The organism is Marinobacter sp. M5B, assembly GCF_042604615.1.
GTDB classification, from domain to species: Bacteria; Pseudomonadota; Gammaproteobacteria; order Pseudomonadales; family Oleiphilaceae; genus Marinobacter; species Marinobacter salarius.
Genome location: NZ_CP156894.1, coordinates 418,834 through 434,687, shown reverse-complemented (window position 1 = coordinate 434,687; position 15,854 = coordinate 418,834). Strand labels below are relative to the sequence as shown.

General features: G+C 61.2%; 12 protein-coding genes. 10 read left to right on the top strand and 2 right to left on the bottom strand.

Translation table 11 applies throughout. The features are described 5' to 3' along the window. Positions 1 to 87: 87 nt before the first annotated feature. The 6 genes from AAGD24_RS01930 (at position 88) to AAGD24_RS01905 (ending at position 7,912) form a co-directional block, all read left to right on the top strand. Positions 88 to 1,143, top strand: coding sequence for an NAD(P)-dependent alcohol dehydrogenase (locus AAGD24_RS01930; protein ID WP_075195414.1), 1,056 nt, complete (start codon positions 88 to 90; stop codon positions 1,141 to 1,143). 158 nt (positions 1,144 to 1,301) lie between these two features. Beyond that, positions 1,302 to 2,495 carry a diguanylate cyclase gene (locus tag AAGD24_RS01925; protein WP_379866350.1) on the top strand — a complete coding sequence of 398 codons (1,194 nt, stop codon included), beginning with the start codon at positions 1,302 to 1,304 and terminating at the stop codon, positions 2,493 to 2,495. Between the two features lie 34 nt (positions 2,496 to 2,529). Continuing rightward, entirely contained in the window at positions 2,530 to 3,336 is an 807-nt protein-coding gene (locus tag AAGD24_RS01920; protein ID WP_379866348.1) for a crotonase/enoyl-CoA hydratase family protein, read from the top strand. After that, entirely contained in the window at positions 3,333 to 3,953 is a 621-nt protein-coding gene (locus AAGD24_RS01915) for a metallophosphatase domain-containing protein (protein ID WP_041333624.1), read from the top strand. Before AAGD24_RS01920 ends, AAGD24_RS01915 begins: the two co-directional genes overlap by 4 nt. Before the next feature lie 9 nt (positions 3,954 to 3,962). Further along, positions 3,963 to 5,663 carry a VRR-NUC domain-containing protein gene (locus tag AAGD24_RS01910; RefSeq protein ID WP_379866345.1) on the top strand — a complete coding sequence of 567 codons (1,701 nt, stop codon included), beginning with the start codon at positions 3,963 to 3,965 and terminating at the stop codon, positions 5,661 to 5,663. Beyond that, positions 5,660 to 7,912, top strand: coding sequence for an ATP-dependent DNA helicase (locus AAGD24_RS01905; protein ID WP_379866343.1), 2,253 nt, complete (start codon positions 5,660 to 5,662; stop codon positions 7,910 to 7,912). Before AAGD24_RS01910 ends, AAGD24_RS01905 begins: the two co-directional genes overlap by 4 nt. Here AAGD24_RS01905 and AAGD24_RS01900 read toward each other — a convergent pair. Beyond that, positions 7,909 to 9,105 carry an MFS transporter gene (locus AAGD24_RS01900; RefSeq protein ID WP_198324878.1) on the bottom strand — a complete coding sequence of 399 codons (1,197 nt, stop codon included), beginning with the start codon at positions 9,103 to 9,105 and terminating at the stop codon, positions 7,909 to 7,911. The two genes, AAGD24_RS01905 and AAGD24_RS01900, sit on opposite strands and share 4 nt — an antisense overlap. Before the next feature lie 189 nt (positions 9,106 to 9,294). Between AAGD24_RS01900 and AAGD24_RS01895 the strand changes: the two genes are divergently transcribed. The 4 genes from AAGD24_RS01895 to AAGD24_RS01880 all read left to right on the top strand — a co-directional run bounded on the left by AAGD24_RS01895 (position 9,295) and on the right by AAGD24_RS01880 (position 15,370). Beyond that, a complete protein-coding gene (locus AAGD24_RS01895; protein WP_379866341.1) occupies positions 9,295 to 11,772 on the top strand; it encodes an ExeM/NucH family extracellular endonuclease in 2,478 nt (825 codons plus the stop codon). 128 nt (positions 11,773 to 11,900) lie between these two features. Next, positions 11,901 to 13,736: an NAD nucleotidase gene (nadN, locus tag AAGD24_RS01890; protein ID WP_379866339.1), complete on the top strand. Its 1,836-nt coding sequence runs from the start codon at positions 11,901 to 11,903 to the stop codon at positions 13,734 to 13,736. 79 nt (positions 13,737 to 13,815) lie between these two features. Next, positions 13,816 to 14,820: an LLM class flavin-dependent oxidoreductase gene (locus tag AAGD24_RS01885; protein WP_305936230.1), complete on the top strand. Its 1,005-nt coding sequence runs from the start codon at positions 13,816 to 13,818 to the stop codon at positions 14,818 to 14,820. Between the two features lie 19 nt (positions 14,821 to 14,839). Then, positions 14,840 to 15,370: an alpha/beta fold hydrolase gene (locus AAGD24_RS01880; RefSeq protein WP_379866337.1), complete on the top strand. Its 531-nt coding sequence runs from the start codon at positions 14,840 to 14,842 to the stop codon at positions 15,368 to 15,370. An 11-nt stretch (positions 15,371 to 15,381) separates the two neighbouring features. On the opposite strand, the gene AAGD24_RS01875 is transcribed toward AAGD24_RS01880, so the two are convergent. Then, positions 15,382 to 15,840, bottom strand: coding sequence for an META domain-containing protein (locus AAGD24_RS01875; RefSeq protein ID WP_075195423.1), 459 nt, complete (start codon positions 15,838 to 15,840; stop codon positions 15,382 to 15,384). Positions 15,841 to 15,854: the final 14 nt, after the last annotated feature.

The window sequence follows — 15,854 nt, the reverse complement described above, 5'->3', positions numbered from 1 at the left end:
AAGGAACTTGCGGTTGAAAAACTGACTCACACCCGGAGTTACTGCGTATAGGTTTGAACATTTACCGACAAAGAAGGAACACGGACCATGGCGACTGCAAAAGGCTACGCAGCTGAATCAGCCGACTCAAAGCTGGCCCCCATCAGCTTCGAACGGCGCGAACCGCGCCCGGACGATGTCTCCATTGAGATTGACTACTGCGGGGTCTGCCACACCGATATCCACTTCGCCCAGAACGATTGGGGCGTCACGCAGTTTCCGGTAATTCCCGGCCACGAGATCATTGGCCGTGTCACTGCTGTTGGCTCCGACGTGACAGACTATAAGGTGGGCGATACGGTCGGCGTAGGCTGCATGGTGGATTCCTGCCGTAGCTGTTCCGCCTGCGAATCCGGCCTCGAACAGTATTGCCTGGAAGGCATGACCGCCACCTACAATGGCGAGGACCGTTATGACGGCTCCATCACCTACGGCGGTTATTCCGACCGGGTTGTGGTCAGCGAGCGCTTTGTGGTGAAAGTCCCGGAAAAGCTGGACCCAGCCTCCGCCGCCCCCATTCTCTGCGCAGGCATTACCACCTACTCCCCACTACGCCACTACGGCGTTCGACCTGGCGACAAAGTGGGCGTTATCGGCATGGGCGGCCTCGGCCATATGGGCGTGAAATTCGCCAAGGCCCTGGGCGCGGAGGTCACCATCTTCACTCGCTCCGAAAGCAAGGTGGCCGAGGCGAAGAAACAGGGCGCCGACCATGTTGTCGTCTCCACCGACGACAGCCAGATGGAAGCGGCCGCCGAATCCTTCGATTTCATGCTGGATACCGTGCCGGTACAGCATGACCTGAATCCGTACCTGAACTGCCTGACGTTCGACGGCACCCACATCCTCGTGGGCTTACTGGAACCGGTCGATCCGCCCCTGGAAGCCGGCGGCCTGGTATTCAAGCGCCGCGTGCTGGCAGGCTCTCTCATCGGCGGTATGCCCGAAACCCAGGAAGTGCTGGATTTCTGCGCCGATCACGGCATCACCTGTGACGTGGAAATGCTCGACATCAAAAACATCAACGAAGCCTACGAGCGCATGAAGAAAGGCGATGTGAAGTACCGTTTCGTGATCGACATGAAGACACTGAAAGCCGCATAACCAAACGGCCAGCCGCCAGCCACGCTCTGCCGGCGCTGGCGGCTGCGGCTGCTCCCTGTTAGCTTATGCACTAAGAAACGACACACAAAGCTTACTGATCGTAACGTCCCTGGGGGCGTACTCTGTGAAACTGCGAAAATCCGTCACCAGGGATGACTATGGGATTTACCGTTCACCTGCCGACTTTGCTGCTGCTTTCTGTCGCGATCAATCTATTGATCGGTGGGTTATTGTGGGCCATTTTCCGGCTGCGTTCCCGCCAGCATTGTTTCCGGTTGTGGGCACTGGCGTGTATGACCTTCGCGGTGGGTACCCTGTTCGCAGGTACACGCGCCTTTATCGATACGCCCTGGATCACCGTGTTCCTGGCTCACCTGTTTCTCGGCCTTTCCCCGTTGCTGGTATTGGCGGGCCTGCAGCGCTTCTCCGGCAGTGCATCGCGTAAAACCCGCCGCTCCCGCCATGCTCTGCGCTTATCCGCGGCCTGTTATCTGCTGATCCTGCTGCTCACCTTCCAAGGCGATCCGCTGAATGCCCGCCTGCTAACAGCCCTGTTCTCGGCCGCCATTTTCATTTTTGCGGTCTACACCCTGTCGAAACTGGATACCACACCGTCACTGCCCGTCAGGATTCTGAAAGCGCTGTTTACGATGCATGGGGTACTGATGATGTCCCAGGCACTGGTGATCGGCATGGACTGGCTTGGCCTGAATCAGGCCAATACCGGTTTCGTGCTGCAGTTAATCCTCGTCAACCATATTCTGCTGGCTACCGCGACGACCCTGGCACTGCCATTGCTGGCCTTTACCCATTCCGAACAGCGCCTGAGAGTGATGGCGGAGCGCGACGGCCTGACCGGGCTCTACAACCGCCGCTCCCTGTTCCGGGAAGGCATCCGGGCCTTTGACCAGGCGACACAGTCCCAGACGCAGTTGGCCGTACTGATGTTGGACCTGGATCACTTCAAACAAGTCAACGACCGCTGGGGACATGCAGCCGGAGATGACGCCCTCCGCCTGGTCGCACGCACGCTGAAAAACGAACTCAGGGATGACGACATCATTGGCCGTGTCGGGGGAGAAGAGTTTGCGATGGTGCTTCGCATCACCGGTGATGACGACGTGCGCACCATCACCCGCCGTCTGCTGGACACCATCGCCACCAACGGCCAGGAAATAGACGGGTTGCCACTGTACATCTCCGCCAGCATAGGGGGTGTTGAAAAAGCCGGCCATCACAAAACCTTCGCAGATATGATGATCGAAGCCGACGCGGCGCTATACAATGCCAAGGACAAGGGCCGGAACCGGGCAGAATTCGGAAGACTGACGCCGGAGACCAGCGTTAGCTGAAACGGCCCGACAACAATAATTCGTTGGAGGCCATGTGACACCCCCACCCGTATACTCTCAAGCCAGCGGTCATGTGCTGACCATTGTTCTCGCCCGCCCGGAGAAACGAAACGCCGTCGACCGCGAAACTGCCAACGCCCTGCGCCAGGCGTTCACCGACTTTGAGGCTGATGACACCCTCAAGGTGGCTGTGCTCTGGGGCGAGGGTGGCAATTTTTGCTCCGGCGCCGATCTGGAAGCCGTCGGCGATCCGGAGCGCCGCAACGAGATCGAGGCAACCGGAACAGCCCACGGCCCAATGGGCCCTTCCCGCATGTCATTGTCGAAGCCGGTGATCGCTGCCGTATCCGGCTACGCCGTGGCCGGGGGGCTGGAGCTGGCACTGATGTGTGACCTGCGAGTCGTAGAGGAATCCGCCACCTTCGGCGTGTTCTGCCGCCGCTGGGGGGTACCGCTGATCGATGGAGGCACCGTACGCCTGCCACGCATTGTTGGCCACGGCAACGCCATGGATATGATTCTGACCGGTCGACCGGTCAATGCGGAAGAAGCCAAGGCGATGGGGCTTGCAAATCGGGTGGTGCCTGATGGACAGGCGCGATCCGCAGCAGAAGCTTTTGCCGCCGACATTGCAGCGTTCCCGCAGAAGTGCCTGCGCGCCGACCGACACTCTGCCATTCACCAGTGGGACCTGGAACTGTCCGAAGCCTTGGCGGCGGAAGGCGCTGGCGGCTATCCTGTGGTGTTCGAGGAAGCCATCGAGGGCGCCGGCCGGTTTTCCGCTGGTGCCGGACGCCATGGTGTTTTTTATAGTCCCGACGAACCCGGCGAGCCATCATGAGACTGGTCTGCATATCCGATACCCACAGCATGCACCGCCAGGTGGTGGTGCCCGATGGCGACGTGCTGATCCACGCCGGCGACTGCCTGGGAGTGGGCACCCTTGAGGAACTCGAGGACCTGGACAACTGGTTTTCCGAACAGCCCCACCGCCACAAGATCCTGATTGCCGGCAACCACGACTGGTGCCTGCAGGATGAGCCTGCGGACGCCGAAGCACTGATCAGGAACGCCGTTTACCTTCGGGACAGAAGTATCGACATCGAAGGACTGAAATTCTGGGGCAGCCCCTGGACACCGATCTTTTTCGACTGGGCATTCAACCTCGAGCGTGGAGCGCCTATTGCTGAGCGCTGGGCACAGATACCGTCAGACACTGACGTTCTTATAACCCATGGTCCGCCAGCAGGCATCCTCGATAAGGTGAACGAGTCACTGGCGGTAGGCTGTAGCGATCTGGCCAGGGAGCTGGAACGGCTCACGCTCAAACTCCACATCTTCGGGCATATCCACGAAAGCTATGGCCAGCAAATGCTGAATGACTGCCTGCATGTCAACGCCAGCACCTGCACCGGCCAGTTCAAGCCGCTGAACCCACCGATTGTCGTGGATATCTGACGCCCAGCCATGCCCCTCGCATCAGACCAGCAGACTCACATTCCCGGCACCGCGGACCTGGACAATCCGCTGTACTATCTCGAGAACTTCGAGACAGTGGTGCGCTGGGTCCGGCGTTTTCACAGCGATCTGCTGACCGCCGATGAAATCGGAAAGGTAGATGGCCTGCTGAGCCTGGATCAGCCGGCAAGGGCACTGCTGGCTCGTATGGTCATGCGCACCGGCGACCTGTTCCGGGTGGAGAAGTTCAACTACCCGGAGATCGGTGTACCGGTGAATGACGCCGTGAGCGCGCTCGCCACCAAGGGCTGGATTGAGGACAATCCGAGCGTTCCCCTTGCCGAGCTGTTTCGCCTGTTCACGCTCGGCGAGCTTCGCACTGCCCTCGCTAACCAGATCTCAGCGGCCGGCCTGCCAGCGACGGCCGCCAAGGGTCTTCTGAAAGACACCCTGATTCCACTGCATCCCGACATCGCTCCTGTGGACCTCTGGCTACCAGACGTCTCCACACAGGTAATCCGCCTGAACCACATGGCCCTGTTTGACCGACTGCGGCTGATGTTTTTCGGCAACCTGCGCCAGAGCTGGTCCGATTTCGTACTGGTGGAGCTGGGCCACCAGCAGTATGAACAGGTACCGCTTTCTGCCGAGTCCCGGGCTTTTGACGAACGTGACGACGTGGATCGTTATCTGGTGATGCACCACTGCCGGGAACGCCTGGATCAGGGCGAGGCGCCAGAAACGGTATGGCAGGACATCCCCACGGCCAATGAGAATGCCTGGTTGGAAAGCCGGCGCGGCCGCTTGCTGTTCGAACTGGGCAAGCTGGCGGAGCGCGGCGGTAACACCGAGCTGGCGTTGAAGGCCTATCGCCTCAGTGGGCACCGCGAATCACGGCTGCGCCAGCTACGCCTTCTGGAACGGCTGAAGCAACACCACGAGGCCTGGAAGATTGCCCAGGCCGCCACCGACGAACCCAGGTTTGGCGCCGAGGAACGCGGACTCGAACGCATCCTGACGCGGTTGGCGAAGAAACTGGGAGAGGCGCTACCCCAGCAAAGCGAACGCCCGCAACTGACGGCGTTCACCCTGGAACTGGACAATCCGGACGGCCACTCGGTGGAGTGGGCGGCCATGCAACACCTGAGCGAACCCGACACCCCCGTTGCCTATGTGGAAAACACCCTCATCAATGGCCTGTTCGGCCTGCTCTGCTGGCCCGCCCTGTTCGAACCTTTGCCCGGCGCATTCTTCCATCCCTTTCACACCGGGCCGGTGGACCTGTACCGGGAGGATTTTGTAGAACGTCGTCAGGCACTGTTTGACGACTGCCTCGGCACGCTGGCCTCTGACAATTACAAAACCCGAATCCGCGATACCTGGCAGGAAAAACAGGGCATCGCGTCGCCGTTTGTGATCTGGCCAATACTCTCGGAGGAATTGCTTGAAATGGCGCTGACGTGCATCCCGGCCCAACACCTGGAGCGGATGTTCCGGCGCCTGCTGGGCAACCTGCGCGAACACCGCAGCGGCTTTCCTGACCTGATCCGCTTTCGGCCCGACCACAACGATCCAAACCGGCGCTATGAAATGATCGAGGTCAAAGGCCCTGGCGACCGCCTGCAGGATCATCAGACCCGATGGCTTGAGTTCTGCGTTGACCACGGCATTCCCGTCTCCGTCTGCTATGTGCGCTGGACCGACCGATGACCGACCTCAACGTCGCGGTACGAACGCTGTGTGAATTCGCCGCCCGCAAGGGCGATCTGGACCTGCGCTACACCCCGGCGCCCACGTCGGAAGAAGGCATTGCCGGCCACGGTTCGGTGCGGGCCCGTCGCGGGCCGAGGTATCAAAGCGAAGTGGCGCTGGCCGGCCAATGCGGCAAACTGATGGTCAGCGGGCGGGCCGACGGTTATGACCCGATCGCCGGCCGCCTGGAGGAAATCAAGACCCACCGCGGTGACCTGTCCCGGGTACGGGAAGCCCAGCGCAATCTACACCGTGCACAATTGCGGGCCTATGGAGCACTACTGTGCCGACAGGAAAAGTTGAGCCAGATCGATCTCGTCCTGATCTACTACGATGTCGGCAAGGACAAGGAAACCCCCATCACCGAAACCGCCCTCGCAGAGGAATTGTGGCAGGAGCTGGAACATCTCTGTGAACACTACAGCGACTGGGCTGAACAGGAAGCCAATCACCGGCATGAGCGGGATCTGGCGCTGAAAAACCTGGCCTTTCCCTTCCCGGACTTCCGACCTCAGCAGCGCGCCCTGGCGGAAACCGTCTACAGGAACAGCGTCCGTCAACAGACATTGTTGCTGGAAGCACCCACCGGCCTAGGCAAGACGCTTGGCACCCTTTTCCCGGCCCTGATGGCGATGCCCACGGCCAGACAGGACCGCCTGTTCTACCTGACCAGCCGCAATACCGCCCGGCAACTGGCCGTCGATGCCGTTCACCTGTTGCGGGAAAAGCAACCCGGCCCGTTGCCCCTGCGAACCCTGGAACTGGTGGCCAAGGATCATGCCTGCGAGCACCCGGACAAGGCCTGCCATGGGGATTCATGCCCGCTGGCCAAAGGCTTCTTCGACCGGCTACCGGCCGCCCGGGCAGATGCCGCTAATCACACCGGCGCCCTGACGCAGACAGTTCTGGCGGATATCGCCAGCCAACACGGCATCTGCCCCTATTTCCTGGCCCAGGAAATGGCCCGCTGGTGCGATGTGGTGGTGGCCGATGTAAACCGGATGTTCGACCAGTCCGCCCTGCTCCATGCCCTGGTTCGGCAGAACGACTGGAAAGCCAGCCTGCTGGTCGACGAGGCTCACAACCTGGTGGACCGCGCCCGCGGCATGTACTCCGTGGAGCTGAGCCAGGCACATCTGCTGCGGGTTCGGAAACAGTCGCCCAAGGCTTTGAAATCAAAACTCGATGGCGTGTCCCGGGCGTGGCAATCGGTGATCCGCGACCATTGCCCCGAGATCAGCCGCGAACCGGTGATGCTGGACAACCTGCCAGGCTCGCTGACCGGCGCTCTGAATCGACTGGTCTCCGCCATTACCGACTACCTGGCGGACCATCCGCCGGACCTTGCCCTGCAGGAACTGATGTTCGAGAGCCTCGCCTTTACCAAGCTGGCGGAGGTGTTTGGCGATCATTCCCTGTGCGAGCTGATCAGGCCGGCGAGAGGAAAGGCCAGACTCACCATCCAGAACCTGATCCCGGCGGACTTCCTGGCCCCGCGCTTCGAAGCCGCCGACAGTACGCTGATGTTTTCCGCGACCCTGTCGCCTGGTGTCTATTACCGGGACCTGCTGGGCATGCCGGAGGACACCTGCTTCCGCTCCCTGCCAGGCCCCTTTACCCGCGACCAGCTTGAGGTGAATTTCACCCCGGACATCAGCACCCGGCAGCCGGACCGGGAACGCTCGCTGACGCCCATCGCGGAACTGATCCACCGGCAGTACCAGCAGCGGCCCGGCAACTACCTGGCGTTTTTCAGCAGCTTTTCCTATCTCAATCGGGTACAGGACACTCTTCTGCAACAGGCTCCCGACCTGCCGCTTCGAGCCCAGCGCCCCGGCATGTCCACCGATGAGCGCACGGCGTTCCTCAAGGCCTTCCATGAGGACAATACCGGCGTCGCACTGGCCGTACTCGGAGGCGTGTTCAGTGAAGGCATCGACCTGCCCGGCGACCGACTCATCGGCGCCTTCGTCGCCACCCTGGGCCTGCCGCCCTTCGACAAGTGGCATGAAATCCTGCGCCAGCGGCTGGAGCAGCGCTTCGGTGCCGGCCACGCCTACACCTATCTGATTCCCGGCCTGCAGAAAGTCGCCCAGGCCGCCGGCCGCGTCATCCGCACGCCGGAGGACCGGGGCGTGATCTGGCTGATCGACGACCGCTTCCTACAACCGCAGATCCGCAACCTGCTACCGGCCTGGTGGGCTTAGGTCGGTTCCACGGAGATCTTCTTCTGGCACATCATCAAGGCAATGGTCAGCAGGCAAAATGCGGCACCGGCATAAAACGTCAGCGCAGGGCCGGCCCAGGTCCATAACATTCCCGCAACCGCACTGGCCAGAAACAGAGCAACACCGCCAACCAGATTGAAAAAGCCAAACGCGGTACCACGCAGGGCTTTGGGTGCGGTATGGGCAACCATGGTAGCCAGCAGTCCCTGAGTCATTCCCATGTGCAGCCCCCAGATAACGGAACCAACGAGCGTCCACAGCCAGTGGTTGCCCAGCGCCAGGACCAGGTCCGCGATGAGCAAGACCACCAGGCCCGTAACCAGTAGCTGGCGATGGTCCATACGATCAGACAACTTGCCGAACGGGTAGGCCGATAGGGAATAGGCAATGTTCATAACGACCAGAACGACCGGCAGCCAGGCAACACCCAGCCCTCCGTCTTCCGCTCGCAACAGTAGGAAGGCTTCGCTGAATCGGGCCAGGGTGAACAAGGCGCCGGTGGCCACCACTGCCCAATAGGCTCGGCTCAGTTGCTTCAGACTCTCACGGCTTATGGGATTGGCCCGCCGCTCAGTAAGCGGCTGTTCCGGCTCGCGAATTCCAACGATCAATAGCAACACGGCCAGAGCTGCGGGCACCACCGCCACCCAGAACACCGCCTGATAGTCGTTTTGCCAAAGCAGCATCAAGCCGATCGCCAGCAGGGGACCGATAAACGCCCCCACGGTATCCAGGGACTGACGCAGACCGTAGGCAGCGCCTCGCATTTCAGGGGGTGCGAGATCCGCCACCAAGGCGTCGCGCGGCGCACCTCTGATGCCTTTTCCGACACGATCGGTAAGCCGGGCCGCCAGAATCCACCCCAACCCCGGTGCGAGGGCAAACACCGGTTTGGTCAGTGCGCCCAGACCATACCCCAAAACCGCCAGCCCCTTGCGCTTACCCAGATAGTCACTCAGGGCGCCCGAAAACACCTTGACGATCGGCGCGGTCGCTTCCGCCGCGCCCTCAATCAGCCCGACCATTAGCGCGCTCGCGCCGAGGACGGAAACCAAATAGATCGGCAACAGGCTGTGAATGATCTCCGAAGAAATATCCATCAGAAGACTGACAAATCCGAGTATCCAGATGCCTGTTGGTAGCTGGCGTTTGGCAAGCGTGGATGTCGTCACACGTGTTCCTTGATGCTGCGATGAGGCTTTTCCGAAAGCGGATCATTGTGCCTCAAATGCAAATGTATATCGATATCATTAATAACTGATTCATAAAACCAACATCCCCTCGTCACAGTCCGTTCCCAGACTGGAACAGGCGGCGCCGATCGCCCCCGACAACTTCAATGACCACTCAGGGAAAGAACCATGACGATAAAACAATCCGTACTGGCTGCAGCCATTGCCAGTACCCTCACCGCCCCCGCCTTTGCGAAGCTGGTGATCAGTGAATACGTGGAAGGTTCCAGCAACAACAAAGCCATTGAACTGCTCAACACCGGCACCAGCGCCGTTGATCTCACCGCCTGGGAACTGCAGGTTTTCTACAACGGCAGCAACGCAACTGGCCTGACCATCAACCTCGACGGCACGGTTGCCCCCGATGGCACTTTCGTTTTCGCCCACAGCCAGTCCGACCCCGCCATCCTCGCGGTCGCCGACCAGACCACCGGTGCCGGGCTTTTCAATGGCGACGACGCGGTGCTGTTGCTGAACGGTGGCGTGGTTGCCGACAGCATCGGACAGGTCGGTGTCGATCCCGGCAGCTACTGGGGCGACACGGTGCGCACCCAGAACCAGACCCTGCGACGTCGTGACGGCACCAACGCAGACAACAACCCCGACGATGCGTACGATCCCGCTGTCGTCTTTGACAGTTTTGCAGTGGACAGCTTCGATGACCTCGGCAACGGTGCGGGCGACGGTGGCGAAGAACCGACAGATCCCGGCCTTCCCGATATGGCGTGCGGTAATCCCGCGAGCCTGATCTCGGACATTCAGGGCGCCGGTGATGTCAGCCCGCTTGCCGGTGAAAATCTGGTTGTGGAAGCCGTCGTGACCGCCGCATTTAACGGCGACGATGGCCTTGGCGGTTTCTATATTGAAGCTGAGGCCGACCAGCGCGACAGCAACCCAAACACCTCGGAAGGTCTGTTTGTCTATGCGCCGGGCGAGAGCGTCACGGTCGGCCAGCGCCTGAGGATCGCTGGCGAAGTGACCGAGTTCGGCAACCTGACCGAACTCACCAATGTGACGAACCTGGCCGACTGTGGCACCGCAACACTTCCGGCACCCGTCAGCATCACACTGCCCTGGGCCTCCGCTGGTGCCCCGGAAGCCTTCGAGTCCATGCGTGTCCAGTTTGACGAGCCGTTGACCGTCAATGACAACTACGACCTGGCCCGCTATGGCAGCCTGACACTCGGCAGTGGCCGGCACTTCATTCCGACCAGCATCGCCGAGCCCGGGGAAGACGCCGCCATTGTGGAAGAACTCAACACCCTGGATCGCCTGATCCTGGACGACGGCAGCAATCGCCAGAACCCGGCGGTGGTCCCCTACCCATCCCCGGAACTGAGCGCAACCGCCACCGTTCGCGCCGGTGACACTGTGAACGACCTCGTCGGTATACTTGACTATCGGTTCTCCGAATGGCGCCTGCAGCCGCTGTCGGCCCCCAGCTTCACTCAGAGCAACCCGCGCAACCCCAGCCCCGAACTGGAAGACAGCGGCAACCTGATCGTTGCCTCCTTCAACGTACTGAACTATTTCAACGGTGATGGCATGGGCGGTGGCTTCCCCACCGCTCGCGGCGCCGACGATGCTGAAGAGCTGAGCCGCCAGACCGCCAAACTCGTCAGTGCCATTACGGCACTGAACGCAGACATCGTGGGCGTGATGGAAATTGAAAACGACGGTTACGGCGACAGCAGTGCGATTGCACAACTGGCGGACAGCCTCGGTGGTAATTGGTCCTACGTCGACCCCGGCCTGCCACAACTCGGTGGCGACGCCATCGCAGTGGGCTTTCTCTACAACGCCGACCGGGTGGAAACCGTTGGCGACGCGGCAACACTGGCCACCGCACCGTTCGACGACCTTAACCGCCAGCCTCTGGCCCAGACCTTCCGTGCCATCGACAGCGATGATGCGTTGACCATTGCCGTTAACCACTTCAAGTCCAAGGGCTGCGGCAGCGCTGAGGGGACCAATGCCGAACAGGGTGACGGCCAGGGCTGCTGGAACCCGGTTCGCACCCAGGCGTCAAACGCGCTGGCGAGCTGGCTGGCCTCGGACCCCACCGGTACCGCCGAGGAAGACGTACTGATCATCGGTGACCTGAATGCCTACGCCAAGGAAGACCCGATCCGCGCACTGATCAACAACGGCTATACCGATCTGGCCGCACAGGCGGACGGGGAAAGCGCCTACTCCTACGTGTTCTTCGGCCAGGCCGGCTACCTAGACCACGGCCTTGCGAACAACTCACTGGCACCGAAAGTGACCGACACCACGGTGTGGCACATTAACGCCGACGAGCCCCGCGCGTTGGACTACAACACCGACTTCAAATCGCCTGAACAGCAGGCCAGCTTCTACGCGCCGGACAGCTACCGCGCCTCTGACCATGATCCGGTGATCATCGCCCTTGAGATGGTAACCGCGTCGATGGCAGACCGGGCGGACCTGAACGGGGATGGTCGCGTTGACGGCCGGGACGTCGCACGATTCATCCTGGCAAGGCTGTTTGGCCGGGCCTCCGTTGAGCATTACGACGTCAATGGCGACGGTCGCGTTAACTACCGCGATCTGCTGGCGATTCTGGAGTCGAAACACCAGCGCTGACAGTCATTGATACTCACAAACGCCCGCCTTCGTGCGGGCGTTTCTTATTTCGGCAACAAAAGCATCACATCACTGACATCCAGGACATGGAACATGCGGGGAATAAATCAAAAAGCAGGAGCAAGGAAATGATCCGCAAGTCAGCCTGGGTATTACTCCCCTTAATCGCACTGGTCGGCTGTAACAGCGACGATGACGACAACGGCAGCAACGACAACACAGCCAGCCCGTTGAGCCTGAACGTACTGCACATCAACGATCACCACTCGCACCTTGAGAGTGGATCGCAGTCCCTGACCATTGCCGGCCAGGAAACTGAATTCTCTGCCGGAGGCTTCCCCCGCGTTGCCGCCAAGATCGCGGAGCGTGAGACGGCTCTGGAGAACGTGCTGAAGCTGCACGCTGGCGACGCCATCACCGGCACCCTGTACTTCACCTCCTACGAAGGTGAGGCCGATGCCGAGCTGATGAACCTGGTGTGTTTCGACGCCTTTGCGCTGGGCAACCATGAATTCGACCGTGGCGACGAAGGCCTGAAGAAGTTCCTGGATTTCCTCGCCAGCGGCAGCTGCCAGACACCGGTCCTGGCGGCCAACGTGGTCCCCGAAGTCGGCACGCCGCTGGCGCCGACAGCCGTTGACGATTACATCAAGCCCTATGTGGTGAAGGATGTGGCCGGGCAGAAAGTGGGCATCATCGGCATTGATATCGCCAACAAGACCCAAAACAGCTCCAGCCCGCTGGACACCACTCAGTTCTTGGACGAGACCGAGAGCGCCCAGGCCGCTATCAATGAGCTCGAGGCCGACGGCGTCAACAAGATCATCCTGCTGACCCACTACCAATACAGCAACGACCTGGTGCTGGCTGAGGCGCTGTCTGGCGTCGACGTCATCATCGGTGGTGACTCCCACACCCTGCTGGGCGACTTCGCCGATTACGGCCTGAGCTCCGGCGGTGCCTACCCCACGGAACTGACCAACGCCGACGGCGACAAAGTCTGTGTTGCTCAGGCCTGGCAGTATTCCCAGGTGGTGGGCGAACTCAACATCCAGTGGGATGCCGAGGGCGTTGTTGAATCCTGTGCCGGAGTGCCCCACCTGTTGCTGGGCGACGAGATTGTCCGTGAGGACGACGGTGGCAATGAGTACACCCCCGAGGGCACCGAGCTACAGGCGATTCTGGATGCCGTCGAAGCGGCTCCGCAACTGAGCATCGTGACCGAAGACGCCACCGTGGCGAATGCCCTGGCCAACTACACCCAGCAACTGGACACCTTCCGCAACGAGGTGGTGGGCACCGCAACGGAAGACCTCTGCCTGGAGCGCATTCCCGGCCAGGGCACCAGCAGCCTGCCAAGCTGCGCCGGCACAACCGATGAACGCGGCGGTGACATCGCCAATATCGTGGCCCAGGCCTTCCTGTTCCTGAGCAAGAACGCCGATGTGTCGATACAGAATGCGGGCGGCGTGCGCACGGATATCGAGGCCGGCGACATCACCATTGGTGACGCCTATACCCTGCTGCCCTTCGCCAACACCCTGGTCGACCTGACCATGACCGGCGCCGAGATCCGCCAGGTGCTGAACGAGGCCGTAGCCTTCGCACACGCCCCGGATGGCTCCACCGGCGCCTACCCCTACGCCGCCGGCCTGCGCTGGGACGTGGACATGACCCGCGCCGAGGGTGACCAGCTCTACAACATCGAAGTGAAAGGCCGCGACGAGACCCAGTGGCGCGCCCTGACCGACGCCGAAACCCTGAATGTGGTCACCAACAGCTTTACCGGTGGCGGCCAGGACGGCTACGTGACCTTTGGTACCGTGACCGACGACGGTCGCTCGGTGGATACCTTCCTCGACTACGCCCAGTCCTTCGTGGACTACGTCAGTGAGCAGGGCACCATCAGTAAACCGGCATTGGATGAGTACTCAACCCAGTCCTACACCCCGTCGGCTCCCTAGGAAATGCTCTCGCACCGGCCCGCTTTATCGCGGGCCGGTTTTTGTTATGCTGCCGGATAGTTCAGACCCGGAGCATTCAATGACGCAGTCTTCCCGTGCCCAATTCCCTGCCTACTCCCTTCTGGAACTGGCCTCCGTTCGCGAAGGTGATTCCGTGGGGCAGACCCTGACCAACAGCGTCGCCTACGCCCGCCATGCCGAAAGCCTCGGCTTTAACCGCTTCTGGCTGGCCGAGCATCACAACATGGAAGGCATCAGCAGTTCCGCAACGGCGGTACTGGTGGGGCACATTGCCGGCGCTACAAGCACCCTCCGTGTGGGCTCCGGCGGCATCATGCTGCCCAATCACCCCCCGCTGGTGATCGCCGAGCAGTTCGGCACCCTGGAGAGCCTCTATCCCGGGCGGATTGACCTGGGTCTGGGCCGTGCGCCTGGCACCGACCCCGTGACCAGCCGGGCGCTGCGCCGGGATGGCATGGGTGCGGAACAGTTCCCCGAGGATGTAGCGCGGCTGCAGATGCTGCTGGGGCCACTCCAGCCCGGCCAGCCGGTGAAAGCCATTCCCGGCGCCGGCACCAATGTCCCCATCTGGCTACTGGGTTCCAGCCTCTACAGCGCCCAGCTCGCCGCCATGCGGGGACTGCCCTACGCCTTTGCCGGCCACTTCGCGCCCCGGCTCTACCGCGAAGCGATCCAGACCTACCGGGACAACTTCCAGCCTTCGGATCAGTTGGACAGGCCCTATGTGATTCTGGCGGTTCCTGCCGTACCGGCGGAGACCGACGAGGAGGCGCGGTTCCTGGCTACTACCAGCTACCAGCGCATCCTGTCCCTGTTCCGCGGCCAGCCACTGTGGATGCGGCCGCCGGTCACATCCATGGACGGTCTTTGGAACAGTGGCGAGAAGGCGGGTGTGAAGGATTTCCTGTCACTGCAGTTACTGGGCAGCGAAGACAGCATCCGCGAACAACTGGAGCGGTTGTTGCGGACTGTGGACGTGGACGAACTGATGTTTACCGTGGATCTGTACGACCCCGAGAAACGGCGGCACGCGCTGGATATCCTGGCCGCCACCCGACACTGACCTCTTACCGGAGACAACCATGGCCACGCCCGAATTTCATGTTTTCCTGTCCCACGGCCTGGAAAGTGGCCCTAGAGGCACCAAAGTACAGGCGCTGAAAGCCGAAGCGGAAACCTTTCCCGGTGTAACCGCGATTGCCGTGGATCATCGCAGCACGAAAGATCCCGCCGAACGCCTCACACAGATGAGAGCAGCCATCTCCGAGGCGGGTGCCGACCCGGAAAGAACCATCCTGGCCGGGTCCAGCATGGGAGGCTGGGTGTGTGCTCGCACCAGTGCAGAAACACCGTTACTGGGGTGCTTCCTTCTGGCGCCGGCTTTGGCGATGTCGGCCTATCCGCAATCCAGCCCCCGGATTCAGGCCCGGCACACCCAGATCATTCACGGCTGGGACGACGATGTGGTGCTGCCGATGCCGGTGATTGAGCTGGCACGGGAGCAGAAGTTGCCGTTGCTGGTACTTCCGGACGGACACCGCCTGGAAAACAGCCTGGCGCGGCTGGTGATCGAATTCAGGGGCTTCATGACCGACTGTCTGTCTGACGCCTGACGACCGGCGCCTTATTTCATCCGTGAGGCTTCGAACACTGCCAACTCTTCGCCGGCTTCACCCAACAACCGAAGCTCGATGCCTTCGAGATTGACACCAACGGTCTTCGCCAGGGCCGCGAACAGCAACTGTTCCGTCTGATTATCCGGGCAGGCCCTGCGAGTGCTGCTCATGGAATCAAACAGCAGGTTCTCACCCGTGACCTGATAGTTACCCATGTATTGATTGCAGCCACTGAAGCCACTTACCCGGCCGTCGTCCAGAAACAGAATGTGGGGTTTCTGGTCGGCGTTGGTTTCTGACACCGGTTCACCCCCGATGCTCAACAGCTGCCAATAGGTGTTGGTCAACGGCATCGCCACGATGTCATCGGCTGAACGGCTGGTAGCAGGTGACCCGACGCAACCGGCCAGGAAAAGCAGAGCAAACAGAATTGCCACATGCCCAGGTACCGACACGACTCCTCTCATGTGCTTTCTCCCTA

Excerpts from the sequence above, each read along its gene's own strand:
- AAGD24_RS01915 (WP_041333624.1), top strand. The coding sequence starts at position 3,333 with ATGAGACTGGTCTGCATATCCGATACCCACAGCATGCACCGCCAGGTG.
- AAGD24_RS01930 (WP_075195414.1), top strand. The coding sequence starts at position 88 with ATGGCGACTGCAAAAGGCTACGCAGCTGAATCAGCCGACTCAAAGCTG.
- AAGD24_RS01885 (WP_305936230.1), top strand. The coding sequence starts at position 13,816 with ATGACGCAGTCTTCCCGTGCCCAATTCCCTGCCTACTCCCTTCTGGAA.
- AAGD24_RS01925 (WP_379866350.1), top strand. The coding sequence starts at position 1,302 with ATGGGATTTACCGTTCACCTGCCGACTTTGCTGCTGCTTTCTGTCGCG.
- AAGD24_RS01905 (WP_379866343.1), top strand. The coding sequence starts at position 5,660 with ATGACCGACCTCAACGTCGCGGTACGAACGCTGTGTGAATTCGCCGCC.
- AAGD24_RS01875 (WP_075195423.1), bottom strand. The coding sequence starts at position 15,840 with ATGAGAGGAGTCGTGTCGGTACCTGGGCATGTGGCAATTCTGTTTGCT.
- nadN (WP_379866339.1), top strand. The coding sequence starts at position 11,901 with ATGATCCGCAAGTCAGCCTGGGTATTACTCCCCTTAATCGCACTGGTC.
- AAGD24_RS01910 (WP_379866345.1), top strand. The coding sequence starts at position 3,963 with ATGCCCCTCGCATCAGACCAGCAGACTCACATTCCCGGCACCGCGGAC.
- AAGD24_RS01880 (WP_379866337.1), top strand. The coding sequence starts at position 14,840 with ATGGCCACGCCCGAATTTCATGTTTTCCTGTCCCACGGCCTGGAAAGT.
- AAGD24_RS01895 (WP_379866341.1), top strand. The coding sequence starts at position 9,295 with ATGACGATAAAACAATCCGTACTGGCTGCAGCCATTGCCAGTACCCTC.